Annotated in this window: 28 protein-coding genes and 1 pseudogene; 13 read left to right on the top strand and 16 right to left on the bottom strand. The window is 61.5% G+C overall.

Features of this window, described 5'->3' with window-relative positions:
- The first annotated feature begins 363 nt into the window (after window positions 1–363).
- Window positions 364–795: a Ros/MucR family transcriptional regulator gene (locus EFQ99_RS08710; RefSeq protein WP_003557810.1), complete on the top strand. Its 432-nt coding sequence runs from the start codon at window positions 364–366 to the stop codon at window positions 793–795.
- Between the two features lie 282 nt (window positions 796–1,077).
- On the opposite strand, the gene EFQ99_RS08715 is transcribed toward EFQ99_RS08710, so the two are convergent.
- The 3 genes from EFQ99_RS08715 to EFQ99_RS08720 all read right to left on the bottom strand — a co-directional run bounded on the left by EFQ99_RS08715 (window position 1,078) and on the right by EFQ99_RS08720 (window position 2,335).
- Entirely contained in the window at window positions 1,078–1,500 is a 423-nt protein-coding gene (locus EFQ99_RS08715; protein WP_126920626.1) for a SufE family protein, read from the bottom strand.
- A 58-nt stretch (window positions 1,501–1,558) separates the two neighbouring features.
- On the bottom strand, window positions 1,559–1,720 hold the full coding sequence (locus EFQ99_RS34950) for a hypothetical protein (RefSeq protein WP_164736351.1): 162 nt from the start codon (window positions 1,718–1,720) through the stop codon (window positions 1,559–1,561).
- A gap of 120 nt (window positions 1,721–1,840) precedes the next feature.
- Window positions 1,841–2,335, bottom strand: coding sequence for a DUF5330 domain-containing protein (locus EFQ99_RS08720; protein ID WP_126920627.1), 495 nt, complete (start codon window positions 2,333–2,335; stop codon window positions 1,841–1,843).
- A gap of 412 nt (window positions 2,336–2,747) precedes the next feature.
- Here EFQ99_RS08720 and EFQ99_RS08725 point away from each other — a divergent pair, with 412 nt between their 5' ends.
- The 3 genes from EFQ99_RS08725 to EFQ99_RS08735 all read left to right on the top strand — a co-directional run bounded on the left by EFQ99_RS08725 (window position 2,748) and on the right by EFQ99_RS08735 (window position 5,768).
- Complete coding sequence (locus tag EFQ99_RS08725) at window positions 2,748–4,328, top strand: sensor histidine kinase (RefSeq protein WP_245441463.1); 1,581 nt, start codon at window positions 2,748–2,750, stop codon at window positions 4,326–4,328.
- Window positions 4,300–5,232, top strand: a complete 933-nt coding sequence (locus EFQ99_RS08730) for a peptidoglycan-binding domain-containing protein (protein ID WP_126920629.1) — start codon at window positions 4,300–4,302, stop codon at window positions 5,230–5,232. Before EFQ99_RS08725 ends, EFQ99_RS08730 begins: the two co-directional genes overlap by 29 nt.
- A gap of 188 nt (window positions 5,233–5,420) precedes the next feature.
- Complete coding sequence (locus EFQ99_RS08735; protein ID WP_126920630.1) at window positions 5,421–5,768, top strand: DUF1491 family protein; 348 nt, start codon at window positions 5,421–5,423, stop codon at window positions 5,766–5,768.
- A gap of 105 nt (window positions 5,769–5,873) precedes the next feature.
- Here EFQ99_RS08735 and EFQ99_RS08740 read toward each other — a convergent pair whose 3' ends face one another.
- From EFQ99_RS08740 to EFQ99_RS08760, 4 genes are all read right to left on the bottom strand, one after another.
- Complete coding sequence (locus EFQ99_RS08740) at window positions 5,874–6,923, bottom strand: DUF2336 domain-containing protein (protein ID WP_126920631.1); 1,050 nt, start codon at window positions 6,921–6,923, stop codon at window positions 5,874–5,876.
- 1,129 nt (window positions 6,924–8,052) lie between these two features.
- A complete protein-coding gene (locus tag EFQ99_RS08750) occupies window positions 8,053–8,601 on the bottom strand; it encodes a DUF1254 domain-containing protein (protein ID WP_126920632.1) in 549 nt (182 codons plus the stop codon).
- Entirely contained in the window at window positions 8,594–9,181 is a 588-nt protein-coding gene (locus tag EFQ99_RS08755) for a DUF1214 domain-containing protein (protein WP_126920633.1), read from the bottom strand. Before EFQ99_RS08755 ends, EFQ99_RS08750 begins: the two co-directional genes overlap by 8 nt.
- Window positions 9,182–9,319: 138 nt before the next feature.
- The gene (locus tag EFQ99_RS08760) at window positions 9,320–11,491 is read right to left on the bottom strand and encodes a transglycosylase domain-containing protein (protein WP_126920634.1); all 2,172 of its coding nucleotides are present in this window, start codon (window positions 11,489–11,491) and stop codon (window positions 9,320–9,322) included.
- A gap of 193 nt (window positions 11,492–11,684) precedes the next feature.
- On the opposite strand from EFQ99_RS08760, the gene EFQ99_RS08765 reads away from it, so the two are divergent.
- Complete coding sequence (locus tag EFQ99_RS08765) at window positions 11,685–12,161, top strand: YcgN family cysteine cluster protein (RefSeq protein WP_126920635.1); 477 nt, start codon at window positions 11,685–11,687, stop codon at window positions 12,159–12,161.
- Between the two features lie 6 nt (window positions 12,162–12,167).
- On the opposite strand, the gene EFQ99_RS08770 is transcribed toward EFQ99_RS08765, so the two are convergent.
- The gene (locus EFQ99_RS08770) at window positions 12,168–12,728 is read right to left on the bottom strand and encodes a TetR family transcriptional regulator (protein ID WP_126920636.1); all 561 of its coding nucleotides are present in this window, start codon (window positions 12,726–12,728) and stop codon (window positions 12,168–12,170) included.
- 122 nt (window positions 12,729–12,850) lie between these two features.
- Here EFQ99_RS08770 and EFQ99_RS08775 point away from each other — a divergent pair, with 122 nt between their 5' ends.
- The gene (locus tag EFQ99_RS08775) at window positions 12,851–13,765 is read left to right on the top strand and encodes an SDR family oxidoreductase (protein ID WP_126920637.1); all 915 of its coding nucleotides are present in this window, start codon (window positions 12,851–12,853) and stop codon (window positions 13,763–13,765) included.
- Window positions 13,766–13,774: 9 nt separating this feature from the next.
- On the opposite strand, the gene EFQ99_RS08780 is transcribed toward EFQ99_RS08775, so the two are convergent.
- The 4 genes from EFQ99_RS08780 to EFQ99_RS08790 all read right to left on the bottom strand — a co-directional run bounded on the left by EFQ99_RS08780 (window position 13,775) and on the right by EFQ99_RS08790 (window position 17,671).
- Window positions 13,775–14,878, bottom strand: a complete 1,104-nt coding sequence (locus tag EFQ99_RS08780; protein ID WP_126920638.1) for a fatty acid desaturase — start codon at window positions 14,876–14,878, stop codon at window positions 13,775–13,777.
- Window positions 14,879–15,164: 286 nt separating this feature from the next.
- Window positions 15,165–15,308 (bottom strand): hypothetical protein, encoded by a 144-nt coding sequence (locus EFQ99_RS34955; protein ID WP_164736352.1) that lies wholly within the window; start codon window positions 15,306–15,308, stop codon window positions 15,165–15,167.
- 490 nt (window positions 15,309–15,798) lie between these two features.
- Window positions 15,799–16,176 (bottom strand): hypothetical protein, encoded by a 378-nt coding sequence (locus EFQ99_RS08785; protein WP_208722732.1) that lies wholly within the window; start codon window positions 16,174–16,176, stop codon window positions 15,799–15,801.
- Between the two features lie 94 nt (window positions 16,177–16,270).
- Entirely contained in the window at window positions 16,271–17,671 is a 1,401-nt protein-coding gene (locus EFQ99_RS08790) for an MFS transporter (RefSeq protein WP_126920640.1), read from the bottom strand.
- 123 nt (window positions 17,672–17,794) lie between these two features.
- On the opposite strand from EFQ99_RS08790, the gene EFQ99_RS08795 reads away from it, so the two are divergent.
- A complete protein-coding gene (locus EFQ99_RS08795) occupies window positions 17,795–18,757 on the top strand; it encodes a LysR family transcriptional regulator (protein ID WP_126920641.1) in 963 nt (320 codons plus the stop codon).
- A gap of 7 nt (window positions 18,758–18,764) precedes the next feature.
- Here the strand turns inward: EFQ99_RS08795 and EFQ99_RS08800 are convergent, their stop codons facing one another.
- Both EFQ99_RS08800 and EFQ99_RS08805 read right to left on the bottom strand, forming a co-directional pair.
- Entirely contained in the window at window positions 18,765–19,145 is a 381-nt protein-coding gene (locus EFQ99_RS08800) for a VOC family protein (RefSeq protein ID WP_126920642.1), read from the bottom strand.
- Window positions 19,146–19,320: 175 nt separating this feature from the next.
- Window positions 19,321–20,226 carry a S1C family serine protease gene (locus EFQ99_RS08805; protein ID WP_126920643.1) on the bottom strand — a complete coding sequence of 302 codons (906 nt, stop codon included), beginning with the start codon at window positions 20,224–20,226 and terminating at the stop codon, window positions 19,321–19,323.
- A 203-nt stretch (window positions 20,227–20,429) separates the two neighbouring features.
- On the opposite strand from EFQ99_RS08805, the gene EFQ99_RS08810 reads away from it, so the two are divergent.
- The gene (locus tag EFQ99_RS08810) at window positions 20,430–21,833 is read left to right on the top strand and encodes an aminotransferase-like domain-containing protein (RefSeq protein WP_126920644.1); all 1,404 of its coding nucleotides are present in this window, start codon (window positions 20,430–20,432) and stop codon (window positions 21,831–21,833) included.
- Window positions 21,834–22,094: 261 nt separating this feature from the next.
- Window positions 22,095–22,463 carry a DUF983 domain-containing protein gene (locus EFQ99_RS08815; protein ID WP_126920645.1) on the top strand — a complete coding sequence of 123 codons (369 nt, stop codon included), beginning with the start codon at window positions 22,095–22,097 and terminating at the stop codon, window positions 22,461–22,463.
- Here the strand turns inward: EFQ99_RS08815 and EFQ99_RS08820 are convergent.
- The gene (locus tag EFQ99_RS08820) at window positions 22,433–23,359 is read right to left on the bottom strand and encodes a LysR family transcriptional regulator (RefSeq protein WP_126920646.1); all 927 of its coding nucleotides are present in this window, start codon (window positions 23,357–23,359) and stop codon (window positions 22,433–22,435) included. The two genes, EFQ99_RS08815 and EFQ99_RS08820, sit on opposite strands and share 31 nt — an antisense overlap.
- Window positions 23,360–23,501: 142 nt before the next feature.
- Here EFQ99_RS08820 and EFQ99_RS08825 point away from each other — a divergent pair, with 142 nt between their 5' ends.
- From EFQ99_RS08825 to EFQ99_RS08840, 4 genes and pseudogenes are all read left to right on the top strand, one after another.
- Window positions 23,502–24,113, top strand: coding sequence for a glutathione S-transferase family protein (locus tag EFQ99_RS08825; RefSeq protein ID WP_126920647.1), 612 nt, complete (start codon window positions 23,502–23,504; stop codon window positions 24,111–24,113).
- Between the two features lie 63 nt (window positions 24,114–24,176).
- Window positions 24,177–25,112 (top strand): pyridoxamine 5'-phosphate oxidase family protein, encoded by a 936-nt coding sequence (locus tag EFQ99_RS08830; RefSeq protein WP_126920648.1) that lies wholly within the window; start codon window positions 24,177–24,179, stop codon window positions 25,110–25,112.
- A 78-nt stretch (window positions 25,113–25,190) separates the two neighbouring features.
- A pseudogene (locus tag EFQ99_RS08835) lies at window positions 25,191–25,559 on the top strand (nuclear transport factor 2 family protein); the annotation flags it as partial.
- Between the two features lie 2 nt (window positions 25,560–25,561).
- Window positions 25,562–26,122: a TetR/AcrR family transcriptional regulator gene (locus EFQ99_RS08840; RefSeq protein ID WP_126920649.1), complete on the top strand. Its 561-nt coding sequence runs from the start codon at window positions 25,562–25,564 to the stop codon at window positions 26,120–26,122.
- 229 nt (window positions 26,123–26,351) lie between these two features.
- On the opposite strand, the gene EFQ99_RS35980 is transcribed toward EFQ99_RS08840, so the two are convergent.
- Window positions 26,352–26,483 (bottom strand): hypothetical protein, encoded by a 132-nt coding sequence (locus EFQ99_RS35980; RefSeq protein ID WP_281015403.1) that lies wholly within the window; start codon window positions 26,481–26,483, stop codon window positions 26,352–26,354.
- Window positions 26,484–26,585 lie beyond the last annotated feature (102 nt).

Genomic DNA, 26,585 nt, shown 5'->3' on the forward strand with positions numbered 1-26,585 from the left:
AGGCCCCTCAATTCTTCGTCAGCTATTTTTTCTCAAGAAAAACGACAAATAATAATTGGCCTTTCGGTCAAACGATGGTATTTGAAAATGCAAGTAGAGTTCTGATTGTGAATTACAATCGTACTGCTTCCAAGTCCCTCAGTTTTGATTTTTAATGTCTAACTGAGGCCATCGCCTGGGGCATGACGTAGTGGTTTTCCGTCAGGCAGTATAAGAACAGGTCTCGCTCTTCGGAATCTAGGGGTGGATTCGCGTTTTTCGGAACAGAAGGTCGCTTCCTGTACTTTTGCTGTTTGATTCTATGAGGAGGGTCTTTGACGCGTCAGTCGAGGACCGTTTGAGCATGCTAACAGGAGAAAAAATATGACGGATATAGCGACCGGCAATGCGCCGGAGCTGCTTGTGGAACTGACGGCCGACATCGTCGCGGCTTATGTCAGCAACCATGTTGTACCGGTCAGCGACCTGGCCAATCTGATTTCCGACGTGCATTCGGCACTCAGCAACACGTCCGTACCGCAGCCCGCTGCGGCGATCGTCGAAAAGCAGAAGCCTGCAGTTTCTGTCCGCAAATCGGTGCAGGACGAGCAGATCACGTGTTTGGAATGCGGCGGCAACTTCAAGTCCCTTAAGCGTCACCTGATGACGCATCACAGCCTCTCGCCGGAAGAGTACCGCGAGAAATGGGATCTGCCGACCGATTACCCGATGGTAGCGCCCGCTTATGCCGAAGCGCGTTCGCGCCTGGCAAAGGAAATGGGCCTGGGGCAGCGCCGCAAGCGCGGCCGCGGCTGAGCTTTTTCGAAAGCAACCAACGTCAAAAAGCCGGGTCTCACGCCCGGCTTTTTTGTATTCATTCGGGACAAAGAAAATAATCCCTCCAGTATTTCGCGCATTTGCAGCGAATCCAGGCGTGGGAGAAGATATTGGGAGGTGTCCTGTCTTATGCTTATCCAAGAGGTGTAGATTGTATTCCTCTACTGTGGGTAAGCGTTGATATACTCAGCTTCCGGGGTGGCGCTCCGAATCGATCAGGTTGCCGCGAGCTTTGTCGACGCCAATCAGCGCCAACAGAGTTCACGCCGCGGCGCGAACTCTTGCCTCTTCCCGGATCCTGTTCACCATCGACCGCAATCCGTTCGAACGCTGCGACGACAGATTCTCCACCAGGCCGATCTTCGAGAATATCTCGAAGGCATCGAGGCCGGCGATCTCGGTTGCTGCCTTGCCGGAATAGGTGGCAAGCACGATGGCGACAAGGCCCCGCACGATGTGCGCATCCGAATCACCCTCGAAACTCATGACGGGATTGTCGGGATCGCCTGTCGTATGAGTCACCAACCACACCTGGCTGGCGCATCCCATCACCTTGTTCTCGGAGGTGCGCTTCTCCTCCGGCAGTTCCGGCAGCGCCTTGCCGAGTTCGATGACATAGCGATAGCGGTCTTCCCAATCGTCCAGGAAGGTAAAGTCGTCGATGATCTGGTCGAGGGATGCCATGGGAAAGCCTTTCACTATTAGAAGTGCATATAGGTGAAAGACCGGCAGATTTGAACAGTTAAAGCAATTCCAGGCCAAGCGCGAAGCGGTTTTTCCAGGCAAGCACGAAGCGATTTGCCGGGAGATGCGCAAACACGAGATAGAAAAAACGCCGTGAGGGATGGGCATCCTCACGGCGCAGCAACATGCTGAATTGAAACAGGGCAGGCACGTCAGGCATGGGGCATTTCCGCGTCATGCGGACCACCGATGCAAGCTCAGGCAATTCCAATGTGCGTAACGGTTTTCACAGGAATTGGAGAAGTCAGGAAATGTTACGGGCGCATGCCGAAAAATCTCGTCAGATCGCCGGTTTCGGCGTCGGCAGCGGAATAGCGCCTGTGACCACCGTCTCGGCTGTATCTTTGTCGTCGACCGGCGGACGGTAAGGCATCGGCTGGTTCAGCGCCGCCTTTGCCTCGCGCAGCTTCTCCTGGATGGTGGGCGCAGCGAGGGAAGGCATGCTGAGTGCCTCCGGCGTTTGCGGTCCCGCAGGCTTTGCGGCGGCCGGGGCCTCGTCCTTGAACTGGCTGTCGAGGAGCTCGTAGGCGACGCGGGCGCCTTCACGGGCCCGGTGGCCAAGCGCTGTGAAGGTCTCCGAGCCCTTGGCGCAGACCTCAGGCTTTTCCGAGCACATGCCTGTGAGATAGTCATAGGCGCCGGTTGCCGCTGTAAACGCGTCGGAAAGCTGCAATTGCGGGCCGTTGGCCAGCTTGTCGGAACTCTCCGTGCTGAAGACGGAAAGAAGCACGAGCACAAGGCCAAACCAGAAGGATCCTTTGATCAGAAACCACATTGTCGTTGCCCATCCTGTTGTCCCGTCCGGTTCTTGTCGCCGAATCAGGCCGGTTGTCCGGTGTGCTTTCACCCTACCGCCAAGTTGCGAATGCCGCTTTTCGAAACTCACCCGCATTTGCGGCAAATTTAGTTCAAATTTTAGCAACGGGTATTTGAGCCGCATTTTACTCGAATGTGAGCGATCGCCGTTAAACATCGGGGCAGCACCTCCTTGCAATTGCAGGGCTTTTGGCAGCTCGCCTTGCCACAGGAGTTAACGCGATACTGAAATATGAGGAAAATCCGTCGCTTACCTGCCATTAACCACAAAAGGCAAAGAGGCTTCCATATGCCTCAAAACGGGATTTTCGGCCCTTTCGAGCTGTGAACAGCGCTTTTGCCTTATCCTTTCTTTAAGTCGCCGGGGCCTATTGTCCGGATCAACAGACAGCCTTTTCGGCGGGTATTGCGTGCGTGTATTGAGTGACATTGGCGGCTGGGTGACAGCCCTCGTAGACCGGGCAGCGACAAGCTGGCTCTCCCGGACGGGAGGCGGCGAAGCCGTGCGCCAACGCGAGCTTGCGATCCTGCGCCGCCTCGTCCTCATGTCGTCGGCCGCTCTTGTTGCTGCTCCGATCGGGCTTTCGGCCGTCACCAGCCCTGCCGTCGCCTTGCCGGCGGGTGTCGCTATGGTTTGCGCCGCCTTTCTCTTTTCCGCTGTCGGCAGCATCGCGCTCGCCCGTCAGGGCTCGCCCGCCGGCATTGCCACGCAGTCGGCCGAGGATTTTTTCCTGACGGCCACCCCCGGCCTCGTCTTCTTCCTCGATCCGCACGGCAGCGTCGTGACCGTCGGCGGCCGCGACCACCGCGATTTCCTCGCCTGGATGCGCAATCCCAAGGGCAGGGGCTTCCTCGAGCAGGTGCATGTCTCAGACCGCATCCTTTTCCTGCGGGCGCTCGATCTTCTGCGCCGGGGCGATGATGCCGCGAGCGTCGATCTGCGTCTCGACCGGCCGTCGGTCTCGCGCGATCAACGCCAGTTCGCCTATCTGAGGATGGACATGACCGCCCGCCGCGATGCAGACGGCGAGCTTGCCGCCGTCATCGCCCAGCTGCGCGATGTCTCCGTCGAGCAGCAGTTGCGGGACGAAGCCCAGAACCGCGCGGCCGATGCCGAATCGGCAAACGATGCCAAATCGCGCTTCCTTGCCGCCGTCAGTCATGAACTGCGCACGCCGCTGAACGCCATTCTCGGCTTTTCCGATATCCTGATCGGCGAATATTTCGGCAAGTTCGAAAACGACCGCCAGCGCGAATATGTCGGCTTGGTCCGCGAATCCGGCGCGCATCTGCTGTCCGTCGTCAACACCATGCTCGACATGAGCAAGATCGAGGCTGGTCGCTACGAACTGATCCTCGAAGCTTTCGACATCGCAAGTTCCGTCAAATCCTGCGAATCGATGCTGGCATTGCAGGCCAAGAGCAAGGGCGTCACCCTGACGAGCCGCATTCAGCGCGGACTTGGCGAGATCGTCGCAGATCAGCGAGCCATCCAGCAGGTCCTCATCAACCTCGTTGGCAACGCCGTGAAGTTCACCGAGGCCGGCGGCGTCGTCTCCGTCGATGCGGCTGCACGTGACGGTATCCTGAAGCTGACGGTTAGCGACACCGGCATCGGCATTCCGGCCGACAAGCTGGCATTGCTCGGCCAGCCTTTCGTCCAGATCCAGAACGATTACACCCGCCGGTTCGAAGGCACCGGCCTTGGTCTTTCGCTGGTCAAGGGGTTGGTGGCGCTGCATGGCGGAAACTTCGCCATCGCCAGCCAGCCCGGTGAGGGTACGATCATCACCATCGAGATCGCGGTGGATGGCTCAGGCGCCAAACACGCCGAAGATGCCGGCCATGCCGCGACTGTCGAATTTCCTCCGCGGCTGAAGGGCGCGGTCAATACCGGGGTAGATTTGGAAGAGGGGCTTTTCGATGGCCGCGCGCAAGCGAAAATCGCCTAAGGGAAAAAAGGGTCGGCAGCAGCCGGGCCTTTTGATAACAGGTGCTGCGGCCCTCGGCGGCTTCGGCCTGCAGGGCGCATCCGTGCTCGGCGGCGTCATCGGCCGCAATCCGTCGGTCGCCGGCGGCACGATAGCCTTCGTCGTCATCTTCTCCTTCGTCGCCGCCAATGCGCTCTGGTATCAGCCCGGCTCGCATCCGCACCCGATTTTCCGCACCCGTGACCCGCAGTTTCCGAATGTGCTCGGCGCCCGTCGCCCGGCCGAGGAACAGCAGGGCGACGTCACCACCTTCCGGATCGAACGGCCGGAGGATGCAGCCGCCACCAACGCGACGCCGGCGCTTGCCGCGCCGGGTCAGCAGCCCAATCAGCAGCCCAGCCAGCTCGTCATGGACATCCAGCAGCAGCTGGTGCGCCGCGGCCTCTATAACGGCATCCCCGACGGCGTCATCGGCCCCCGCACCAGTGCGGCCATCCTCTTTTTCGAGGAGACGGTCGGCATGGCTCAGAGCGGAGATGCGACGCCGGAGGTCCTGGCGGCACTGAAAACCGATGCTGCCGGTCCTTCGACCGTGCCCGCCGAAAAGCCGCGTGAGGATGTGAGCTCGAAGGCGTCGACAGAAGACCCGGTCGCTGCCGCGATCCGCAGCGCCGAAAAAACGATCAAAACGGCGCCATCGGCCGCAAAGCAGGTTCCATCAAGCGAAATCGCCAATGTTGATCTGGTGTTGAAGATCCAGAAGGGTCTTTCCAATATGGCCTATGCCAATGTCGGCGTCGACGGCGTCGCCGGCGAGCAGACCCGCGCGGCCATCCGCCATTTCCAAAAACACTATAACCTGCCCGAAAACGGCGAGCCGAACGAAGCGGTGCTGAAGAAGCTCAGGGAAATCGGCGCGATCTAGCAGCACCGCATCTTTCCCAGTCCTGACCGGCAGGTGAGACATGGGCGCAGCAATTTCGTGGTGACGAAGGATACCGCCCCATAACCGTCCGGAGACGGCATCGGGAAGGCTGGCGATCAAGGTCTTCCTCTTGGACGAAGGTTTGACCCCGGATTGCCGCCGCCGGCGCGCCGGTCTATACCGCGCCGATGAGATTGCGTGCCGACATCTTCGTTTCCGCCCTCCTGCGCCGCGTCTTCGCCAGCGGCGATTTCGCCGCCGTGGAGAAGAAGGGCGCAGAGGAGGCGGGTGCGATCTTCATCCGCCAGCACTTCCGCGACGGACTGGAAACGCTCTACGCGCCGGCGCCGCAGACCGCCTTCGACGAGGGTGAGGCCGGTGTCCGCCTGTTCGAGATCCGCCTGTCGCGGGCCGAGCCGGAAGCGGTGCACGCGATGCTGGAGCGCGAGCGCAGGTTCGACCCCGATCTCTGGATCGTCGAGTTGGAGGCGGAAGAATTGGGCGATTTGATCCCGCTTGCAAGGGACGACGGATAACGGTCGTTCGCCGAGCACTCTCGAGGTGAAAATCTCCGGACGCAGTTGGCGTTCAGGAAAACGGCCTGTTCCGCGCTATGCGGCAAGTCGGTCCGTCTATGGCTCTCAGCGAGACCGCCGGCCCATGACGCGCATGTCGCGCTGCGGCGGTGCCTGGCGAATGAAGCGGTAGTTGGCCGCTTCCGAAGGCGCAGGCGCATGCGGAACGTCGGATTTATAGGTGTAGCGATCGGCGCGCCGCCAGGCTTCCACGCGCTCGTGGCACTCTTCCGGGTCGAGCGCGTCGAGCACCATCCAGCCGCGCGTGACGTTGTGCTGCGGTTCGGCAAGGTGGGGATAGAGCTTTTCAAGCACGAAGACGGCATCGAGAAAGCCCATGCCGAGGCTCGTCAGCGTCGTGGCGAGTTGCTGGCCGGAAAGATCGAGCATGATGCGCTCGGCGAGCCAACGGCTGGCAGAAAGCGCATCGGCCAGCGCGGTTGCGAAATGCGTCGCTTCGCGGGAGCGGGCGAAGCGCACCAGCAGCGCTTCCTGAATGTCACTCAGCGTGCGCAGGCCGAGCCTGTCCTCATCGTTGCGGCCGAGATGACCGGCAAGGTCGAGGATGCGCTCGCGCAATGCCTCTTCATTGGCAACCCGCTGTTCCTTCAGCGCGTCAGCCTCGTTCGTTTCAGTCGGCATCGGTGCAAGCGGCACGGCCGGCGTTTCGGTCATGGGAGCGATAGGGGCGGCGGTCCTCGGGCCGGCCTGGCGCAATGCCACCAAGGCGTCGATGACCTTCGGCGAGAGCGAATCGCGGCTGACGATCGCCTTCACATGCGCCTTGCCCTGCGTGCGGGCGATGGTGATCAGCGTATCGTCGCTGATTGCCCGTGAAGCGGCAATGAAAGGCGCTGCAATCTCGATCGGCTGGCTGCCGATGAACAGCGCCACGGCTGCCGGTATGTGTTCGCATTGGGACAGGGCGGCGACCGCCTGGCGCTTGGCCTCGTCCGAGGAGGCCTGGAACAACGGCGTGAAAAGCTCGGCAAACTGGCGCAGCTCGGAACGTGTCGGATGAGACAGATTCTCGAAACTGCTGACAGTCGCCATCAATACCACGTCCTTTTTCCTGACGGCCAAGGGGCCTTCTAGGTCTCTAAACCGGTCACGCACAAGCACACCCTGAAAACGCAGAACAAGGGGAACCACGGGCCAATATGCGCTGGCGGAACGCATGTCAGGCCATACGGTTATGAACAAATCCTACACCGGTACGGTTAATGCATGCTGAAGATTTTATTAAAATGCAACAGAAATACACACGTTTAGCGTGCTCTAATATTATTAGCCGGCAATATAAATCGGCTTGTTTTTGAAGGGGCATTGCGGCGATTGAGCATCGAGTTGTGGCTCTGGAAAGGTCAGGTGTTTCGGTGGTCGCGCGACGCGTGCAGCAGCTCTCGAAGCTGTCGTGACCGGCATGATAAAGGTCGAATGCCTTAGATGCGTCAGATTGCGCCTCGACGCTCTTGATGTCGGCGCGTCGTTCCACTCTCCTGGTATCCAGCGTGCTGGGACAGCATGTCGAAATCCCTGGGCGAAAACATCGCTGGCCCTACGCATCTCCGCCAAGGGGTAAACGATCCCCGATCGATCGCTGTCTGGAACGGTTGGTCAGCGCGGGCGAAAATACGAATATTTTCGTGACGTATATTTGCAACGCCACCCCTTGCGGCCGGGATAAACTGAAGCATTCTCGCCAACTATATGAATCTCTTTCAATTTTATGGCCCGATTCACGCGGCGCTTTTGTGTGGGCGGCGTGAAACCAAAACAACTGTCCATGCGTTACAAGCAAATGACGTGAACTATGTTTGGCATCAGCTGAATATTAGTAAACTGTTAACTGTCATGTGTCTCAATTCGGATGGGAACGACGCGATTTGAGTATCTGGATCGTTGAAACTCCGCATCACGGTATTTCGATCAGGTGCCGTGGGAAAGGCGCGAATGCCCTCGGTCCGGTTATCCCGGCACCGCAGGACGCGCCGGCCCGCAGAATGGCGGGCAGGGTGAAATCCGTCGCAAGTTCATCCGTCTCGGGCAGTGCATGGAGACGAGAATGGCAACAATAGTCGCATTGGCGGATCGGCGGCCACGGGCACCGCGTCGCCCGGATAAAGAGCCTCGCGAGGGCAAAATCCTGTGGTTCACCGGCGTTCGTTATGAGCGATTGGCCGAGAGCCCGAAGCATCGCCCGGCGCCTGCGCCGCGCGTCAATAAGAAGTAACGCGTATCAACCTCAGCGCGTGGAAAATTGTTCGCAGCCGGCTTCGGTGAGGAAGTTCTGTGCGGCTTCATCGAAGCTCGCTTGCGGCGCCAGCGTACGCAGCACGGCATAACCGTCCGGCCGCGCCATTTCCACCAGGATCGTCTGCTGCAGCTCCTGCGGCAGGTTTTTGCGCAGGTCCGTAAGCTGGATCGGACCACCCGCCAGCACATCGAGCGCGCCGCCGACCGATGTCCGGTCATTCATGCTGAAGACCTCGTTGGAGGCGCTGTCGTAGATCGCGATCGACCAGAAGGGTACGTTGCCTCTAGCCGTGAAGTGCACCGGCGCATCCTCGACATCGAAGGAGCAGACGGCGGTGCGCACGAACGGATCGCCGTTGGCAAGGCCGGCATCGTCATACTGACCGCTCAGCAGGTAGAAATTGTTGAGATCGCCCTCCGCCTCTATGCGGGTGGCTGCGTCCTTGCCGGTGAAGTGGGGCAGCGAAAGGATGATGACCAGGTGCAGCAGCGCTGCGCCGAAAAGGCCGGTGAGGACCGCGAAGAATATCCTAAGCATTGCCGCATCCGGTCTTCGTGAGCTTCGGCATAGCGAGATCGATTACGCCGGAACTGCCGGCCGTCGGCGTATCGAACAGCGTCAACACCAGCCGGAACGTGCCGGCCTGCGGCAGCGCCAGCCAATTGCCCGGCTGGGCGACGGCTGATATGTCGATCGAGAAGCTGCTATCGGGTTGGCGAAGCGCTGTCCACGAGTTCAGCGCAGAGGGAAGCCCGGGTTTCACTGCCGCCGGATTACCGCCATTGTCGGCGGTGAAGAGGGTCCAGAGCCGGGCAGGGGGTGTCTGCCCGCTGATGCGGTAGCGGCAGCCGGCATTCAGCCGCGCGCCTTCGTCGTCGACGCTGGCCGTGAAGGTCAATCCCTCGGCGCTGCCATAAAGCAACTTGCCGGCGCGTGCCCGGTGCGACTTGGCGTAAGGGTCGGCATCGACGGTCTGCAATGCCGGAAAGGCTTCCCAGGCGCCGAGCTTGATCGCTCCAAAACCCTGTGTCGCATCCAGCGCATAAAGCGAAATCATGATCCCGCCGCCGAAGGCGACGATCAGCGTGATCGCAATAAAAAGGGGAAATCGAAACACGTCATGACCTTGGAAACCGAGATGAAAGGGTTACCACTGATTCTGGCGGGGTGGAATGCCACGCCGGGAGATAGGCGCTGATCTATCCACGGTCAGGGCAGCACAGGAATGCCGGCTTAAGCGACATCCGCACGCCGGCTATTCCGCGCTCGCCACCTTGGCCGACGCGAGCGGCGCAGCATTCTTCAGCTTCTCGCCGAGAGCCTTGAGGATGTCGGTGGATTGAACCGAGAGCATGCGCGGCCGGATGAGCTGCGGCAATCCGTCCTGCGGCTTGGCGGCGGTCTTGGCGAGATCTTTCTCCGAGGCCAACGGGTTTTCGACGCCGGGGATGGCCCGCAGCGTCACGCCCTGATGGGCGTAGTCCATGGCCCGCTTGAAGGTCATCGCCGGCAGCGAGCCGCCGGTCATGTTGTTGGTCGAGGTGTAGTCGTCATTGCCGAACCAGACGGCGCAGGTGTAATTGCCGGTGAAGCCGACGAACCACGCGTCGCGATAGGCTTGGGTCGTGCCGGTCTTGCCGGCCGTCAGGACGCCGTTGTCGAGGGCTGCCTTGCGCGCCGTGCCGACATAGGGAACGCGCGAGAGCATCTGGTTCATATAGGCGTCGGCCTGTTCGGACAGCACGCGCTTTGCCGCCGGCTCGTCACGATCGAAATCGTAGAGCACGTCGCCGCCGTAATCGAGGACCTGGGTGATGCCGTGGCGGCGCGACTGGTAGCCGCCGGCCGGGAACGTGGCATAGGCGGTCGCCTGGTCGAGCACCGTCACTTCGGACGTGCCGATCGGGATGGTGACGTCGTCGCGGATCGGCGTTTCGACGCCGAGGTTCTTCGCCATCGCCCGGATCGGCTGGATGCCGAGCTTCTCCTTGGCAAGCCGTACCGGTACGGTGTTGATCGACTGGGCTATCGCGGTCTCGAGCGTTATGCGGCCGGCATAGCGGTTGGCATAATTGTGCGGGCTCCAGTTGCCCCAGGAGATCGGCGCGTCGACGATCGTCGTCTGCGGGGTCATCCCACTCTCCATGGCCACCGAATAGGTATAGACCTTGAATGAGGAGCCCGGCTGGCGCAGCGCCTTGGTGGCGCGGTTGAACTGGCTCTCGCCATAATCCCGCCCGCCGACCATCGCGCGCACCGCGCCGCCATTCTCGATCATCACCATGGCGCCCTGCTTGGCGTGATAGGCCTCGCCATATTCGCGCAGCGACGTCTCGATCGAATCCTCAGCCGCCTTCTGGATGCCCATGTCGATCGTCGTGCGCACGATCAGCGAATGCTGGTGGAAGCGCGGAGAAAGCCGCTGTACCTCGTCGAAAGCCCAATCGAGGAAGAAATCGGGCGATTCCACCTCGTTGCGGTCGACGACGGTCGCCGGGTTGCGCCTGGCGGCGATCACCTGGCCTTCGGTCATCAGCCCGCTTTGCACGAGATTGGTCAGCACCTCGTTGGCGCGTGCGCGTGCCGCCGGCAGGTTGACATGCGGCGCATATTTCGCCGGCGCCTTGAACAGGCCGGCCAGCATGGCCGATTCTGCAAGGTTCACGTCGGTGATGTTCTTGCCGAAATAGAACTGGGCCGCCGCAGCAGCGCCAAAGGTGCCGCCGCCCATATAGGCGCGGTCGAGATAGGTAGAGAGGATTTCCTTCTTGGAAAGATTCGCCTCCAGCCATAGCGCCAGGAAGGCCTCGGTGATCTTGCGGTCGATCGAGCGCTCATTGGAAAGGAAGAGGTTTTTGGCGAGTTGCTGCGTCAGCGTCGAGCCGCCCTGCACGACTTCGCCGGCCTGGGCGTTGGTGACCATGGCGCGGAACAGACCGATGGCGTCGATGCCGAAATGGTCGAAGAACCGCCGGTCCTCGGTGGCGATGACCGATTTGATCAGCGAATCCGGCAACTCGTCGATCGGTACGGAATTCTGGTGGATGACGCCGCGATGGCCGATGACGTTGCCGTAGCGGTCGAGGAAGGTGACGGCGAAATCGCCGCGGTTGCGCCAGTCTTCCTTGGTGGCCTCGAAAGCCGGCTGGGCGAGTGCCAGCATCAGCACCATGCCGGCGGCGCCGAGCGTCAGCCCTTCGCCCGCCAGTTCGAAGACCATGCGCTTCCAGCCGCGAACCCGGAAGCGGCGGAAGAAGATGGTCGTGTCTTCCCAGATCTCGGCGGCGCGGAAGCCTGTGTTCCAGACGGTCGAATCGATCCACGAATCGATGCGCAGCAGAATGTGACGGCTCTTCACCGGCCGCCTGTCTGCTTCCTTTTCTGGCCCGTTTTCTGGCCCATTTTCTGGGTTGTCCGGATCCTGCACGTCCTGTATTCCCGCCTGATCGCGCTTCGCTCATGTCCGGCTGCCAAACGCGGCGAAAGCGCAAGGCCCGCATATGGCCGTGAACTCTCCGGTAGCAGGAGCATGCTGAAGAATTGATTGATTTCTCGGCTGATAACAAGAGAGATAGAATGCGGTCACATCAATTTGCGGCTGCTGTTGCAAGAAACGAGTGATGAACGACCTGCCCTTCTGGAAGAGCAAGACGCTTGCCGAAATGACCGTCTCCGAGTGGGAAAGCCTCTGTGACGGCTGCGGCCTCTGTTGTCTCAACAAGATCGAGGAATGGGATAGCGGCGACATCTATTTCACCTCGGTCAGCTGCAAACTGCTCGACGGCGAAAGCTGTCGCTGTTCCAGCTATGAGAACCGCTGGGATTTTGTGCCGGACTGCGTGCAGCTGACGAAGGAGAACGTGCCCGACATCGCCTGGCTGCCACCCACTTGCGGCTACCGGCTGGTCAACGAGGGCCGCGACCTCTACTGGTGGCATCCGCTCGTCTCCGGCGACCCGGAGACCGTGCATGCCGCAGGCATTTCCGCCCGGGGCCGCACGATCAACGAAAATGAGATCGATATCGACGATCTCGAGGATTACGTCGTCGACTGGCCGCTGACCGTGGGCGAGGAGAAAGACGACGAAGAAGCATAAGCAGGCTCAGCATTGCACGGCTGCGAGGAAGCGTCGCAGCTCGGTTTCCACATAGGCATCCACCGGCCCGTCTGCGCCAAAGCCCCACCAGAGAAGAGAGCCTTGCCATTGCGACAGCATCAGCCGAGCGATGGTTTCCGGCGCCGCAGCCGATCCGAAACATTGGGCGATCGCCGCCGTCAGCGCCGCACCCCAAGCGCCACCCCGCGCACGTAGCACCGGATCGCGGAAATCCTCGCGAAGTACCAGCAACCCCTCGCCATAGGCGGCGGCATCGTCGCCGTAATCCTGAGACAGGCCGACGAGCAGCGCGACCGCGCCCTCAGGCGTTTTCGCCACCGCCTCGGCAAGCCGCGCCGTCTCCGCGTCCAGCCGGTCCCAGGCGTAAAGCAGCGCCGCGCGCAGCATCGCCGCCTTGGTCGTGAAACGCTGCACCAGTGTCGAGCCGGAAAGGCCGCTTACTTTCGCCACTGCTGCAAAGGTTGCAGCGTCCGGCCCCTCGGCCTGGATTACCCCCAGCACCATGGCGAGAAGCTGCTCATCGGAAAGGGTGCGGCGGCGCGGCATGAAATTCCTCTTGCACAAGGCTTATTTATAAACGATCATTCGTTTATATGCAATAGATGGCAAACACGGCCGATCAGTTCTCACTACGGCATGAAGGCCGTTCTATCGAGGAGGATGGAAAGATGACAGCGGACTTGCGGGAGAAAGTGGCTTTGGTGGCGGGTGCAACGCGCGGCGCCGGCCGTGGCATCGCCGTGGAACTCGGTGCTGCCGGCGCCACCGTCTATGTGACGGGGCGCACGACACGCGCTCGGCAATCCGAGTATGCCAGGCCGGAGACGATCGAAGAGACGGCCGAGCTGGTGACATCGGCCGGCGGCAAGGGGATTGCAGTGCAGGTTGATCATCTGGTCAGCCAGGAGGTCGAGGGGCTGGTCGCCCGTATTCGCGGCGAGGCCGGCCGGCTCGATATCCTTGTCAACGACATCTGGGGCGGCGAGAAACTGTTCGAATGGGATAAGGCTGTCTGGGAGCATTCGCTCGACAAGGGCCTGCGCATGTTGCGGCTCGGCATCGAAACGCACCTGATCACTGCCCACTACGCCCTGCCGCTGATGATCGAGCGGCCGGGGGGGCTGCTGGTGGAGGTCACCGACGGCACGGCCGAATACAATGCCACGCACTATCGGCTTTCGCCCTTCTACGACCTCGTCAAGACAGGCGCCACCCGCATGGCTTGGGCACATGCGCAGGATTTGGCAAAACACGGGGCCACCGCCGTTTCGATCACACCCGGCTGGCTGCGTTCCGAAATGATGCTGGAGGCCTATGGCGTGCGCGAGGAGAATTGGCGCGACGCGACGAAGGTGCAGCCGCATTTTGCCATTTCCGAAACGCCGCGCTTCGTCGGCCGCGCCGTCGCGGCCGTGGCCGCCGATCCTGACCGCGCCCGCTGGAACGGTCAGTCGCTGTCGAGCGGGGGATTGGCCAAGACCTATGGCTTTGACGACATCGACGGTTCGCGGCCGGATTGCTGGCGCTACATGGTGGAAGTGCAGGAGCCGGGCAGGCCGGCCGATGTGACGGGCTACCGCTAAGACGGCTCGCTATCGTACGGCGGTGAGCTGCGCCGCATCGCGAAACGAGACCAGCCGCTTCGTCTGTTCGTCCCACAACACCAGCTTGACGCAGCGCAGGCTCTCCATGAGCGTGATGCGGCCGATCTCGGCAAGTTCAGGATGGTCCCGCAGCACCTCGGGCAGCCGGTAGTAGGGCACCCGGCTCGACAGATGATGCACATGGTGGATGCCGATATTGCCGGTGATCCAGCGCAGCACCGGCGGCAAATCGTAATGCGAGGCGCCGTGGAGGGCAGCATGCTGGAACTGCCAGTCCGGCTTCTTCGACCAATGCGTTTCCTCGAACTGGTGCTGGACATAGAACAGCCAGACGCCGGCTGCACCCGCAAGCAGCACAATCGGCAGATGCACCAGCAGAAACGGAATGATCCCGATTGCCCAGATCAGCAGTGCGGCGGCCGCCGCGATGGCAAGGTTGGTCGCCATGGTCGAGATCCAGGGCAGGGCGCCGGAGCGCATCATGCCGAAAGGCAGGCGCTGCTTGATGATGAACAGCCATGCCGGTCCGATCCCGAACATTACGATCGGGTTCCGGTAAAGCCGGTAGCCGAGCCGGCCCCAGCGCGAAAGCGCGTTGTATTCGGCGATCGTCAGCGTCTCGATGTCGCCAACGCCGCGCTCGTCCAGATTTCCGGCCGAGGCGTGGTGTTCCGCATGTGCCCGGCGCCAATAGTCGTAAGGCGTCAGCGTCAGGATGCCTATCGTGCGTCCAACCCAGTCGTCGACGCCGCGACGGGCGAAAAACGAACCGTGGCCGCAATCATGCTGGATCATGAACAGCCGGAGCAAGAAAGCGGCGGCAGGAATGACGAGGATCAAGCCGGGCCAGAAGCTGTAATGAACCGCTGCCCATGCGGCAGCCCAGAACAGTGCGAAGGGAACGACGGTGACGGCAAGCTCGAACACACTTCGTCCGGCTCTCGGCTGGCGATATCCGGCAAGGATCTTCAACCAGCGCTTTTCAGCGAAAAGCGTCCCGTCTCCTCCGGGCTGCTCCGGGTTTTCGCCATGTTTGCCTGAAGGCGCAACTCGGATTTCCTCGTAATCGTTACGGCGCGCAGATTCGATCACAGAGCGGCGCCGTGAAAGGGAGCGATGGCCGAAAAGCCGGGTGCAATCACCACGGCCTTGAGGAAGAGCGGATTATCGAAATGGTAGGTCGTATGAAGAACGGTCATGGTGGCAGCAATTCCTGCTTTTTTCGAAACATGTCAACGGGTGATAGTGTCGCGCCGGAACGCGGCGCGTCCGAAGGGAGCGCTATCACTTTGAATTCACGCATAATACTCTCGCAAATCGATCCTGATTTGCGCTGTCATGCGCTGGGAGGGTGAAGCCGGCGGCTCGATAAGAGGCTTTATTTCTTTGGAGCACTGCCGTGCGGGGCGCTTGCGGTCGCCGTCTTCATCTGGTTGGCGAATGTGCTTTCCACCTTCGCCGCTTGCTTGTCCTTCTTCGGCTTCCGGACCTCGCGATTGCTTCTTACTTGTCCTTTTGCCATGGATGGATCTCCCTTTAGATCGAAATTGAAAGCTGCAGCCTGCGTGGTATTCGCCCCGCTTGTCGGTCGCGACCAGTGGCCGCGTGATCGTCATGTGGGCAACCCGACAACACCGGGACGCAGGAATGGAATGAAATGATGCCTGCTGAAACCGCATCGCAGTCTGGAGGCGGATGACCGGAGAGGTCACCGAAAGCCAAACCCGACATTGAGACGGGACGTCACCATGCTTTCGCGATCGGGAAAATGGCGGGGCCGGAAATCCGGTCACCGCAATGCCGCATCGGCCAAATCAGCGAGCCATCTCTATAGAATAAAATTGCGGTGCCATTAAGGCCGTTGCCGCAGGAAAGCCATATTTCCACAAGGGCTTCAGTCATTGGGAAACAGGCGGATCAGCTTGGTTCTTTCCATTTCCGCTCCGTCCCGCACAATAATCCTTCAGTGATACAAACGGATAGAGCGTTCTTGGTGCGTCTGAAGAGATGCTCTAGCCGGCAGCACGCCTTTCGCGGGGCAATCCTTGTATCGCATAGCGATTGCAGACAGGGGTGATTGGTTTCGGCGGCGCCTTCGGCTTGCCGAAATGGTATTCGAGCGCCCGCGACAGCAGGACCGGCGAGGTGACGCCCTCCTGGAACAGTCTGATCAGCAGCATGGCGGCGACGTTGAAAACCCGTTCGTCGTCGATCAGGATTTTGGCATCGTAGCCGGCGTCGTCGAGCACGCCCTGAAGCATGTCGAGATCGGATGAGGTCAGATATGGCTTTTCGGAATTGGAAGACATCGGTCCTCCTTTCGTCGGGGCGAGGGTATGCAAACCCTCAGTCGGCAGCGCCCGTACCATGGCTGCCGAAGTTGCGACCATGCGCCTTTCGCTAAGGCAACGCAACGGGATTCTTGGTACGATATCGCTCCGGTTAGTGAGTAGCCCGCACCGGTTAGGGTGCGGGCCGTCAGGGTCATTCCGCCGCCTGATAGGCCGCCGGCCGTGCGGACGATGTCCGTGGCCCCGCGGCTGCAAGCAGGGTGATTGCGACTGCAAGCAGCGCCACGAAGCTGATGCCGGCGATATAGGGATTCCAGCCGAAATTCGGTGCGGCGGCGAAGACCGCCGAGGCGGCCGCGAGCACAATGCCGCCACCGATCTGGAAGGCGGCAAAGAGCAGTCCGGAGGCGAGCCCCGACTTGTCGTCTTCGACGTCGGCAAGGGCTGCGACCTGCACCGAGGGGTAGGTCATGGCGTAGCCTAGGCCGAGCGGGATCTGCGAGAAGATGACGAGCAGGATCGGGTCAACATGGCCGAATGCGGTCACCCAGAAGATGTAGCTGAACGCCTGCAGGCCGACACCGGTGGCCATCAGGCCGGTGGTGCCGCGGTTCTGCGCAATCGTTGCGAAACGTGGCGCCAGGAACATCACGAAGACGCCGCCGAGGGCAAAGCAGAAGCCGGTCGTGAAGGCCGACCAGCCGATGACATTCTGGTAGTAGAGCGTCGCCAGGAACTGGAAGCCGACATAGGCGCCCTGGAAGAGCGCGGCGATCGCATTGGAATGCCGGAGCTTGGCTCGGCGGAACATGCCGAGCGGCACCATTGGATCGGCATGGCGTGCTTCGACTACGAGGAAGAGCAGGATCAGCACCAGCGACGCCAGCAACGAACCCCAGGTCGGGAAGGCTCGCCAGCCGGTTGCCGCGGCATTGGTGATGCCGAAGACGAAGAGCAGCAGGCCTGGCGTGATCGTCAGTGCTCCGGCCCAGTCGAAGGCGGGCCGGGGCCCCGTCCTTTTGGGGTCTGCGGGCAGCACCAGCGGCGCAAGAACGAGCGTCAGGATGGCAACGGGCGCGCCCATGACAAGCGTCGCCCGCCAATTGAAGATCGTCGCCGCACCGCCGAGCACCATGCCGAGCACGAAGCCGGCGGCGCCGGTGGAAGAGAAGACCCCGAGGGCTTTTGCCCGCGCTGTTCCCTCGCCGAAGACGGAGAGCAGCAGTGCAAGGGCCGCGGGCGCCGTGAAAGCGGCGGCAATGCCCTTGATCAATCGGGCGGCGATCAGTGTCGGCCCGCTGTCGACGAAGCCGCCGGCGATGCTGGCGGCGGCAAAGATCGCCAGCGACCACAGGAAGACGCGGCGATGGCCGAAGACGTCGGCGACCCGGCCGCCGAGCAGCAGGAAGCCGCCATAACCGAGCACATAGGCGCTGACCGCCCATTGCAGCGATGTCGCCTCCATGCCGAGTTCGGCCTGGATGGCAGGGAGTGCTACGCCGATGGTGGAGACGTCCATGGCGTCGAGAAAATTGGCGGCGCACAGCAGCAGCAGTGCCAGCCATGCGCCATTTGGCGATTTGGAAAGAGTCATCGAAATCGTTCCTTCTTTGCTGCCGCCTCATCGGGGGAGATTGCCGGGCGGCAGGGAACGAGAAAATGTACAGCTTCCTTTCCTATTGCAAATTGATAGTAGCCATGTCGGGTATTACTCACGATGATGAATGACGCCACTCTTCGTAGGATCGACCTCAATCTCCTGCTCGCCTTTTCGGTGCTAATGCAGGAGCGCAATGTCAGCCGCGCTGCCGAACGTCTGCTGCTCGGCCAGCCGGGCCTGTCGGCCGCACTGCGGCGCCTGCGCGAGGCGCTGGACGACGAATTGTTTGTGCGCGTCGGTCGCGGCCTGCAGCCGACGCCGCGTGCCCTTTCCATCGCCCCGGCAATCGAGGATGCGCTGTCCGGCATCGAGCGCGCCATCCGCCCGCAGGACGAATTCGATCCGGCAACTTGGCAGGGCGAGTTCCGCATCGGCATGTGCGACAACCTGGAATCGGCCTTCTTCGGGCCGCTCGCGGCCCGCCTTCTCCAGCTTTCTCCCGGCGCCCGGCTGATCGGTATCGCGGCGGAAAAGCGCGATGCCGCCCGCCGGCTGGATGATGGCGTCTTCGATTTCAGCGTCTCCGTGCACGAGGAGCCGGCCTCCTGGCACATCCGCGCGCCATTGTTCGACCAGGTATCCATCTGCATCTACGACGCTACCCAGCTCAGGCTGAAGGCTCCGTTGAGCCTCAAGGATTTTGCCGATGTCGCCCACGTTACCGTCTCGTTTGAAGGTAACGTCTCGACCGGCATCGACATGGCGCTGAACCGTACCGGCCAAAGCCGCGAAGTGGTGGCGACCGTACCGCGCTTTTCCGCTCTGCCGATGGTGCTGAAGGCGATGCCTGCCATCGCCACCGTGCCGGAATCGATTGGACGCTGCATGGCGCAGCTGCATGGGCTGACGCTTTGCGAGCCGCCGCTTTCGTTGCCGGCCGATCCCGTGACGATGCTTTACCGCCGGGTCGACCAGGCCGACGGCCGCTCCCGCTGGTTCCGCCGCCTGTTTATCGACGTCGCCAACGAAGCGCTAAAGGCCTCCGGCTGCTGCGTATCGATTCCGAGGGCCGCCGCCTGACCGTCCGTTACAGCTCGCCTTTGTGGAAATAGGCTTCGAGGCGGTAACCATCGGGATCGATGATGAAGGCGGCATAATAGAACCGCCCGTAATCCGGCCGGATACCCGGTTCGCCATTATCGGTACCGCCGGATGCGATGGCTGCCGCGTGGAAGGCATCGACGGCGGCTTCATCAGGGGCGACGAAGCAGAAATGCAGACCGGACTGCATGTCGGCGACAACGGGATGCTCGACTTGCATCACCCAGAACCCGACCTTGTCGGGCCCGTAGCCGATCAGGCCATCGGAATTGGATAGCCGCTCATATCCGAGCGGCGACAGCGCCGCGTCGTAGAACCGGCGGGCTCTTTCGAGATCTTTCACGCCGATGGAGACATGATCGAACATGGACCGCAAACTCCTTCTCGTCGGTTCATCCCGGGGGATGGTTGCCCATCCCGGAGGTGGCACGACGCCACCATCTTTCAAGCGATATCCGAAGTCAACGAAGTCCCGCCACGCTGGTCGCAGCGATGGTCACGTCGGAGAATCTTTGAAGCGGATCAGAGGACTGGCTCGGGCCTTACTGCAATTGCGGCTTTCTCAGAAAGCTGTTGCGGTCGGCGGATTTGATGCGCAGCCATGCTTCCCGGCCGTTTCTCAATATCCGCAGGGGAATCTCGGCGCCGGCCGGGCCGCTGCTCCACACCTTGCGATAAAAATCGGCCAGGCCATCGACCTCTTCGTCCCGGATTTCCGAGATGATATCACCCTGGCGCAAGCCGGCCTGGGCGGCAGGACCGCCTTCGGCCACGCTCATGACCACCACGCTACCATTGCTCTCGGCGGCGAATGCGCCGAGCCAAGGCCGGGGCGGCCTGTTGACCTGGCCCCGGTTCAGCAGGTCGTCGAGAATCGGCAGCAGCAGGTCGATCGGTACGACCATATTGATATCGGCGGTCTCGTCGCCCTGGCTCATCTGCAGGCGAAGCGAACCGATGCCGAGAAGCTTGCCATCCGAGCCGATCAGCGCAGCACCTCCCCAGGACGGATGAGCCGGCGCGATAAAAATCGCCTCATCAAGCAGATATTCCCAATAGCCGGCGAATTCCTGCCGGGCGACGATATTCGCCTCTACGAATTCACCGATCCCATCGGCAAGCACGACAGGGTCGCCGGGCTTGGCCCCGGGCGCGTCGCCGAAAGCCACTGCCGGGGCATCGAGGGCGCCGAGCGCCTGTACCAGGCCGAAGCCGCTCTCCTGATCGTAGGCGAGGGGATGAGCGGGAACCACGCGCCCGTCCTGGGTCGTCAGCCAGACTTCTTCGGCTTCGGTGATGAGATAGCCGATGGTCAGCACCAGCCCATTGTCACGGATGACCACGCCACTGCCTTCTCGGATCGTGCCCAGCGTCTCCGCTGTGAAGGCATTTTCCGGAATTGAGGAACGCACGGCCACGACTGACCGCAAAATCGGATCGATATTCATGCTTTCATCCCATAGGGCGCCGGCCCGGAAGGCTGAAAGCCGGCACATCCCGCATTGAATAGGTAAGAAGATGGAGGGGCGGAGGCAAGGCTTGCCGAACGGAATTTCCATGACGCGCCGCAATGCCACATTTTTGATGACAGGAGCGGAATGCAACAATATACAGTCAATGCAATCAGAATTGGACCGACACGGATTACAAGATGAAGGACTGGCATCCCGATCTCAGCCGCAGCAGCAGCCCCCGCTACATGGCGATCGCCGATTTGATCGAAATGGATCTGCGCAGCGGGCATCTGGCGATCGGGGACCGGTTGCCTCCGCAACGCGAACTTGCCAAGCGGCTGAATGTCGATTTCACCACTGTGGCCAGAGGTTATGTGGAGGCGCAGAAGCGCGGTCTCGTGGATTCACATGTCGGCCGCGGGACTTTCGTCACCGGTGGCGCGGGTGGGGGAAGTCAGGGTTTCGCGCCCGACACCGCGCCCGATCCCCGCCGCGCATCCGTCGTCGATCTGTCGATGAACATGCCGCCGGAGCCTGACGATCCGGAACTAATCGCCCGCATGCGCGAGGGCATGTCGGCCGTGGCGGCGAACCTCGTTCCGCTTCTGCGCTATCAGGGCTTCGGTGGCTCCGGTATGGATAAGGAAGCCGCCGCCGCCTGGCTCGGCCGTCGCGGGCTCAAGCCCTCGCAGGAACGGATATTCGTCACGCCTGGCGCCCATCCGGCGCTGCTGGCGATCTTCGGCCTGCTCGCAAAGCCCGGCGATACCGTGCTTTCGGAGGTCGTCACCTATCCCGGCATGCGTTCGATCGCCGCCCAGTTGCGGCTCAATCTCGCCGGCCTGCCGATGGATGAGGATGGCATCATGCCGGATGCCTTTGCCAGAGCCTGCGAGAGATTGAAGCCGAAGGCGCTCTATCTCAATCCGACGCTGCAGAACCCGACGACACTGACCATCCCTGCCCAACGGCGCGAGGAAATCTCAGCTGTTGCCCGCAAGTATCAAGTGCCGCTCGTCGAGGATGATGCCTACGGCTTCATTCCGCTGCAAGGCCCGCCGCCGCTTGCGGCAACAGCGCCTGATCTGACCTGGCATATCGGCGGACTGGCGAAATGCATTGGTGCGGGCCTGCGCCTTGCCTATGTCGTGGCGCCGGATACCAAGGTGGTCTGGCCTTTCGTCAGCGCCATGCGCGCCAATAATGTCATGGCCTCGCCGTTGAATATGGCGCTCCTCACCCGCTGGATCGAGGACGGCACGGCCGATGCGATCCTGCGCTTCATCCGCGCCGAGACCGCCGCCCGCCAGCAGATGGTCGCCGCCATGCTGCCTGCCGGCAGCTACCGCGCCGATCCGATCAGTTTCAACATCTGGCTGCCGCTGTTGAATGGTTGGACCCGCTCCACCTTCGCCAGCCATATGCATTCCTCCGGCATCGGTGTGCTGGCAAGCGATGCCTTCACCGTCGAGGGCCCTGCGCCTGAGGCGGTGCGGGTGTGCCTTGGTGGCCCTGTCACCCGGGAGAAATTGCAGGGCGCATTGGAATTCATGGCGCATGCGCTCGAAGGCCCGCCGGAGATGGCGGCTTCATTTTTCTGACAGGCAAGCCGCCGACCTGCTTGCCGGCGCGATCGAACGCCGGGCGGCTAGGATCAAATCGACCGCGACATCGACTTTCTGGCCTGCCTCGGCTCTCAAATTAGCTTGTGAAATCGCGATCGGCTTGATGCCGACTGGCGGGCGATCTGCGTCATTCTGACAAATTGATTGGTAAATCTCCGATGATGTAACTATATTGAATGCATACATTGATGGACATTGATCGTATCTATGTCCACGGCGCACGAAAGCGAGATCGTTATGGACACCGAATATCCTCCGCTTCCTCCAATGCAGACCGGCATCAGGGGACGCTGCCCGCGTTGCGGCCAGGGACACATGTTCCAGGGTTTCCTGACATTGCGGCCCGAATGCGAGGCTTGTGGCCTCGATTATTCCTTCGCCGATCCGGCTGACGGTCCGGCCTTCTTCGTCATCTGCTTCGCCTGCATACCGAGCGTACTGCTCGGCGTCTGGCTGGAGGTGGCTTTCTCTGCGCCTGTCTGGGTGCAACTCCTGGTCACCGGCCCCTTCATGCTCGCCACCTGCATCCCGCCGCTGCGGCCGCTGAAGGGCTGGCTGGTCGCCAGCCAGTATTTTTACAAGGCGGAAGAGGGCAAGCTCGCCTGATCCTTACTCAGCGTCGCCCGCAGGCGCGGCGTCGCGAAATCGATGAGCGCCCGCAATTTCAGGGGCACCAGCCCCTGCGCGGGATAGACGAGATGTACTGGTGCCGGCGGCGGTTCGAAATCTTGGAGCAGCGGCGCGAGGAGACCCGCCCCCTCGGCGCGTGCGGCCTGATAGGAGAGCACGCGCGTGATGCCGAGGCCGGCGACAGCCGCGTCCACCGCGGCCTCGGCGGTGTTGACGGCAAGCCGTGAGCGGATCGGCACGATGAGATCGCGTTTTCCCTCGGTGAATGTCCAACTCAACGACGACGACATGTTGTCGAAGGTGATGCAGTCATGCGCGGCGAGATCGCCCGGATGCCCGGGTGCTGCGTGCCGGCTGAGATAATCCGGGCTGGCGTAGACCGTGCGGCGGATCGCGCCGAGCCTGGTGGCAATCAGGTTGCTGTCTGGCAGGTTGCCGATCCGGAGCGCCACGTCGATGTGATCCTCGACGAGATTCGACAGCCGGTCGCCGAGCATCAGTCGCAGATTGATATCGGGATAGGCTTTCAGAAAATCCACCACGACAGGCAGGACATGCAGCCGCCCGAAAACGATCGGCGCGGTCATCGTCAGCTCGCCCTTCGGTGCGCTATATTCGCCTGCGGCCGTCCTTTCCGCCTCTTCCACCCGGTCGAGAATCTCCCGCGCCGCCTCCACATAGGAGCGGCCTGCCTCCGTCAGCGCGACCTTCCGGTTGGTCCTCTGCAGCAGTTGGGCGTTGAGGTGGGCTTCCAGCTCCGAAACCTTGCGGCTGACAGTTGCGAGCGGAGACCGCAGATGCCGTGAGGCCGCCGACAGGCTGCCCTGTTCGACAACGGCAAGAAGCACTGTCATGGCGTCGAGGCGGTCCATTCTATCCTTCCATGAATTGGTAACATGCCTTCCATATTAGCATTCTACTGCGCTCAATTGGAAGGCAGTAGTTTGATCTACAGATAGTTCGAAAGATCATCGCCAACCGCATCTCGTCGATCAGAAGACCAGAGGAACCATCATGAAGCTCTATCACCACCCGCTTTCCGGCCATTCCCACCGGGCTCACCTGTTCCTGTCGCTGCTCGGCGTCCCTTACGAGCTGGTGGAGGTCGACATGGCGGCACGCGCCCACAAGGCTCCGGATTTTCTGACGCTCAATCCCTTTGGCCAGGTGCCGGTGCTAGACGACAATGGCACGATCATCACCGATTCCACGGCCATTCTCGTCTATCTCGCGCGCAAATACGGCCGCACCGACTGGCTGCCGGAAGAGGCATTGGCAGCAGCCAGAGTACAGAAATGGCTCTCGGTCGCCGCGGGTGAGATCGCCTATGGGCCATGTGCCGCTCGCCTGGTCACCGTCTTCGGCGCCGATTTCCGCACCGACGAAGTGATCGCCCGGGCGCACCGTATTCTGGCGCTGATCGAGGCGGAACTCGACGGCCGCAGTTTCCTGCTCGGCGACAATCCTGTGATCGCCGATATCGCGCTCTACAGCTACATCGCCAATGCGCCGGAGGGTAACGTCGATATCTCGGCCTATTCAAACCTCCGCGCCTGGCTCGCACGCATCGAAGCGCTGCCGGGTTTCGTCGGCTTCCGCAGGACCAAGATCGGCCTTGCCGCATAAAGCCTTCGGGGCGCGGGACCGTCGCCCCGGTTTCCAAAAGTGATCCCCGTAAGGAGGCCAGTAATGCTGGAGCAGGCAAGACAGGACGCGCAGTCACCCTGGCATGAGGGTGAACTCGCCATGCAGCGCAGTGTCGGCGTTGTCGAGCGCATGGACGGGCCGGGACGGAACTTCGTCCGCAAGGCCATGCCGGAGCAGCACCGTGCCTTCTTTCCAATGCTGCCTTTCGTCGTGCTCGGCGCGGTGGATGCCAAGGGCGATGTCTGGGCGACAGTGCGGGCCGGGCACCCGGGTTTTTTGGCCTCGCCGGAGCCGGAGCTCCTCGATGTCAGTCTGGCGCGCGACCCGGCCGATCCGGCCGACGCCGGCATGGAGGATGGCGACGCCATCGCGATGCTCGGCATCCAACTCGAGACCCGGCGACGCAACCGGCTGAACGGCGTGATTCATAGGAGAGAGGCCAAAGCTTTCCAAGTCCGCGTCGGCCAGAGTTTCGGCAATTGCCCGCAATATATCCAGCCTCGCTCTTCCGCCTTTGTCCGCGATCCCGATCGAGGCACAGCGTTGCAGCCGCTTCGTTCAGGCCGGCTCGACGATCGGGCGCGGCGAATGATCGAGGGTGCCGATACGTTTTTCGTCGCCTCCTATGTCGACCGCGACAATGGCGAGCGGCAGATCGACGTGTCGCATCGTGGCGGCAATGCCGGCTTCGTGCGTATCGATGCCGACGGCGTGCTGACCATTCCCGATTTTCCCGGCAATCGGTTCTTCAACACGCTTGGCAATTTCCTCGTCAACCCGAAGGCGGGGCTGGTTTTCCTCGATTTTGCAACCGGCGACATGCTGCAGATGGCGGGCAGGGCGGAGGTGCAGCTGGATTCGCCTGAGGCCGCCACCTTTGAGCGGGCGGAAAGGCTGTGGCGTTTCACGCCCGAAGAGATCGTGTTTCGCCCGGATGCTTTGCCGCTGCGCTGGAGCAGCTTTAATCGCGACCTCTGAGGCGAACGCCGCCTCGCGCCGACTTGCCAATCAATGTACCGATAGGTACAATGGAAACCAAACAGTACAGGAGAGCACATGTCCAGCCTTGTCCCACCCTTCACCCTCGAGACCGCCACTCAGAAAGTCCGCCTGGCCGAGGACGGCTGGAACAGCCGTGATCCCGAGCGCGTCTCGCTCGTCTATACGCCCGACAGTCGATGGAGGAACCGCGCCGAATTCATCACCGGTCGCGCCGAGATCGTCGCTTTCCTCACCCGCAAATGGGCCAAGGAATTGGATTATCGGCTGATCAAGGAGATATGGGCCTTCACCGATAACCGCATCGCGGTACGCTTTGCCTATGAATGGCACGACGACAGCGGCAACTGGTTCCGCTCCTACGGCAACGAGAACTGGGAGTTCGATGCCGCAGGCTTGATGCAGCGCCGCTTCGGGGAAATCCACGGGTGAAAACCGTCTATGAACGCGCCGACATCGTGCCAATGCTCGCGGAGATCTTCCGCGAGTTCGGCTACGAGGGCACGTCGCTCACCCGGATCACCGAACGCACCGGCATCGGCAAGGGCAGCCTTTATCACTTCTTCCCCGGCGGCAAGGAGGAGATGGCAAGCGCCGTCATCGCCGAGGTCGACGCCTGGTTCGAGCAGGCGATCTGTCGGCCGCTGAAGGGTGACGACGCCCATTCGGCGATCGAGGCCATGTGGGCTGATGTGAATGATTATTTTCGCTCGGGTGGCCGCATCTGCCTTGTCGGGGCCTTCGCGCTTGACGAGACCCGGGAACGGTTTTCGGCGGCGATCGGCGACTATTTCATTCGCTGGATCGACGCATTGCGCTCGGCGCTGATGCGGGCAGGCTGCCCTGAGCAGGAAGCGCGAGCGCTCGCCGAAGAAAGCATCGCCGGCATTCAAGGAGCGCTGGTGCTGTCGCGCGCGTTGGATGACAGCGCGGTTTTCACCCGGTCACTGCAAACGCTGGCGAAACGGCTTGAGGCTGCCTTGCGATGAGGCTGTCGGCGGTTCCTGCATCGAGGACGTCCGCCCAGAGCCAGACGGCATCCACGTCCCCGTCGATCAATGCTCCGAAACGTGCTGGCCATGACAATACCCGGCCGCTATGAGCTGGCCGGGCATGGGTCGAACTTGGCGGCGCACGAGGCGGGGAAGCGTGAGCGGAGGCAGACAGGCGGCTCGATTGACGGTTGCCCTTACATCGACGCCGCTTTGTGTATATTTCTCAGCGTTGTTGCTGAGGCTGCTGGGCCGGACGGGGATTTTCCCGTTCAAGGCGAATCTGGCGCCACTCATTTTCCATCTGGTCGACCAGGTGCTGGGGAATGGTGGTTTGCGTGTTGGCGGGCGTCTGCATCGGAAGTCTCCTCTTTCGGGGTCAAGGCTTCAGGGCAGGGAGATGCATTGCACAAGACAAAAGGCGTGTAAATCAGTGGCTTAAACACTTTAAACGATTAAA

Source organism: Rhizobium vallis (assembly GCF_003985155.1).
GTDB lineage: Bacteria > Pseudomonadota > Alphaproteobacteria > Rhizobiales > Rhizobiaceae > Rhizobium > Rhizobium vallis.

Coding starts and splice junctions, on each gene's coding strand:
- EFQ99_RS08710 (WP_003557810.1), top strand. CDS start 364: ATGACGGATATAGCGACCGGCAATGCGCCGGAGCTGCTTGTGGAACTG.
- EFQ99_RS08805 (WP_126920643.1), bottom strand. CDS start 20,226: ATGAATATCGATCCGATTTTGCGGTCAGTCGTGGCCGTGCGTTCCTCA.
- EFQ99_RS08820 (WP_126920646.1), bottom strand. CDS start 23,359: ATGGACCGCCTCGACGCCATGACAGTGCTTCTTGCCGTTGTCGAACAG.
- EFQ99_RS08810 (WP_126920644.1), top strand. CDS start 20,430: ATGAAGGACTGGCATCCCGATCTCAGCCGCAGCAGCAGCCCCCGCTAC.
- EFQ99_RS08795 (WP_126920641.1), top strand. CDS start 17,795: ATGATGAATGACGCCACTCTTCGTAGGATCGACCTCAATCTCCTGCTC.
- EFQ99_RS08815 (WP_126920645.1), top strand. CDS start 22,095: ATGGACACCGAATATCCTCCGCTTCCTCCAATGCAGACCGGCATCAGG.
- EFQ99_RS08830 (WP_126920648.1), top strand. CDS start 24,177: ATGCTGGAGCAGGCAAGACAGGACGCGCAGTCACCCTGGCATGAGGGT.
- EFQ99_RS08735 (WP_126920630.1), top strand. CDS start 5,421: ATGAGATTGCGTGCCGACATCTTCGTTTCCGCCCTCCTGCGCCGCGTC.
- EFQ99_RS08775 (WP_126920637.1), top strand. CDS start 12,851: ATGACAGCGGACTTGCGGGAGAAAGTGGCTTTGGTGGCGGGTGCAACG.
- EFQ99_RS08720 (WP_126920627.1), bottom strand. CDS start 2,335: ATGTGGTTTCTGATCAAAGGATCCTTCTGGTTTGGCCTTGTGCTCGTG.
- EFQ99_RS35980 (WP_281015403.1), bottom strand. CDS start 26,483: ATGCAGACGCCCGCCAACACGCAAACCACCATTCCCCAGCACCTGGTC.
- EFQ99_RS08715 (WP_126920626.1), bottom strand. CDS start 1,500: ATGGCATCCCTCGACCAGATCATCGACGACTTTACCTTCCTGGACGAT.
- EFQ99_RS08785 (WP_208722732.1), bottom strand. CDS start 16,176: ATGGTCGCAACTTCGGCAGCCATGGTACGGGCGCTGCCGACTGAGGGT.
- EFQ99_RS08825 (WP_126920647.1), top strand. CDS start 23,502: ATGAAGCTCTATCACCACCCGCTTTCCGGCCATTCCCACCGGGCTCAC.
- EFQ99_RS08800 (WP_126920642.1), bottom strand. CDS start 19,145: ATGTTCGATCATGTCTCCATCGGCGTGAAAGATCTCGAAAGAGCCCGC.
- EFQ99_RS08790 (WP_126920640.1), bottom strand. CDS start 17,671: ATGACTCTTTCCAAATCGCCAAATGGCGCATGGCTGGCACTGCTGCTG.
- EFQ99_RS34955 (WP_164736352.1), bottom strand. CDS start 15,308: ATGGCAAAAGGACAAGTAAGAAGCAATCGCGAGGTCCGGAAGCCGAAG.
- EFQ99_RS08770 (WP_126920636.1), bottom strand. CDS start 12,728: ATGCCGCGCCGCCGCACCCTTTCCGATGAGCAGCTTCTCGCCATGGTG.
- EFQ99_RS08750 (WP_126920632.1), bottom strand. CDS start 8,601: ATGCTTAGGATATTCTTCGCGGTCCTCACCGGCCTTTTCGGCGCAGCG.
- EFQ99_RS08765 (WP_126920635.1), top strand. CDS start 11,685: ATGAACGACCTGCCCTTCTGGAAGAGCAAGACGCTTGCCGAAATGACC.
- EFQ99_RS08730 (WP_126920629.1), top strand. CDS start 4,300: ATGGCCGCGCGCAAGCGAAAATCGCCTAAGGGAAAAAAGGGTCGGCAG.
- EFQ99_RS34950 (WP_164736351.1), bottom strand. CDS start 1,720: ATGCCTGACGTGCCTGCCCTGTTTCAATTCAGCATGTTGCTGCGCCGT.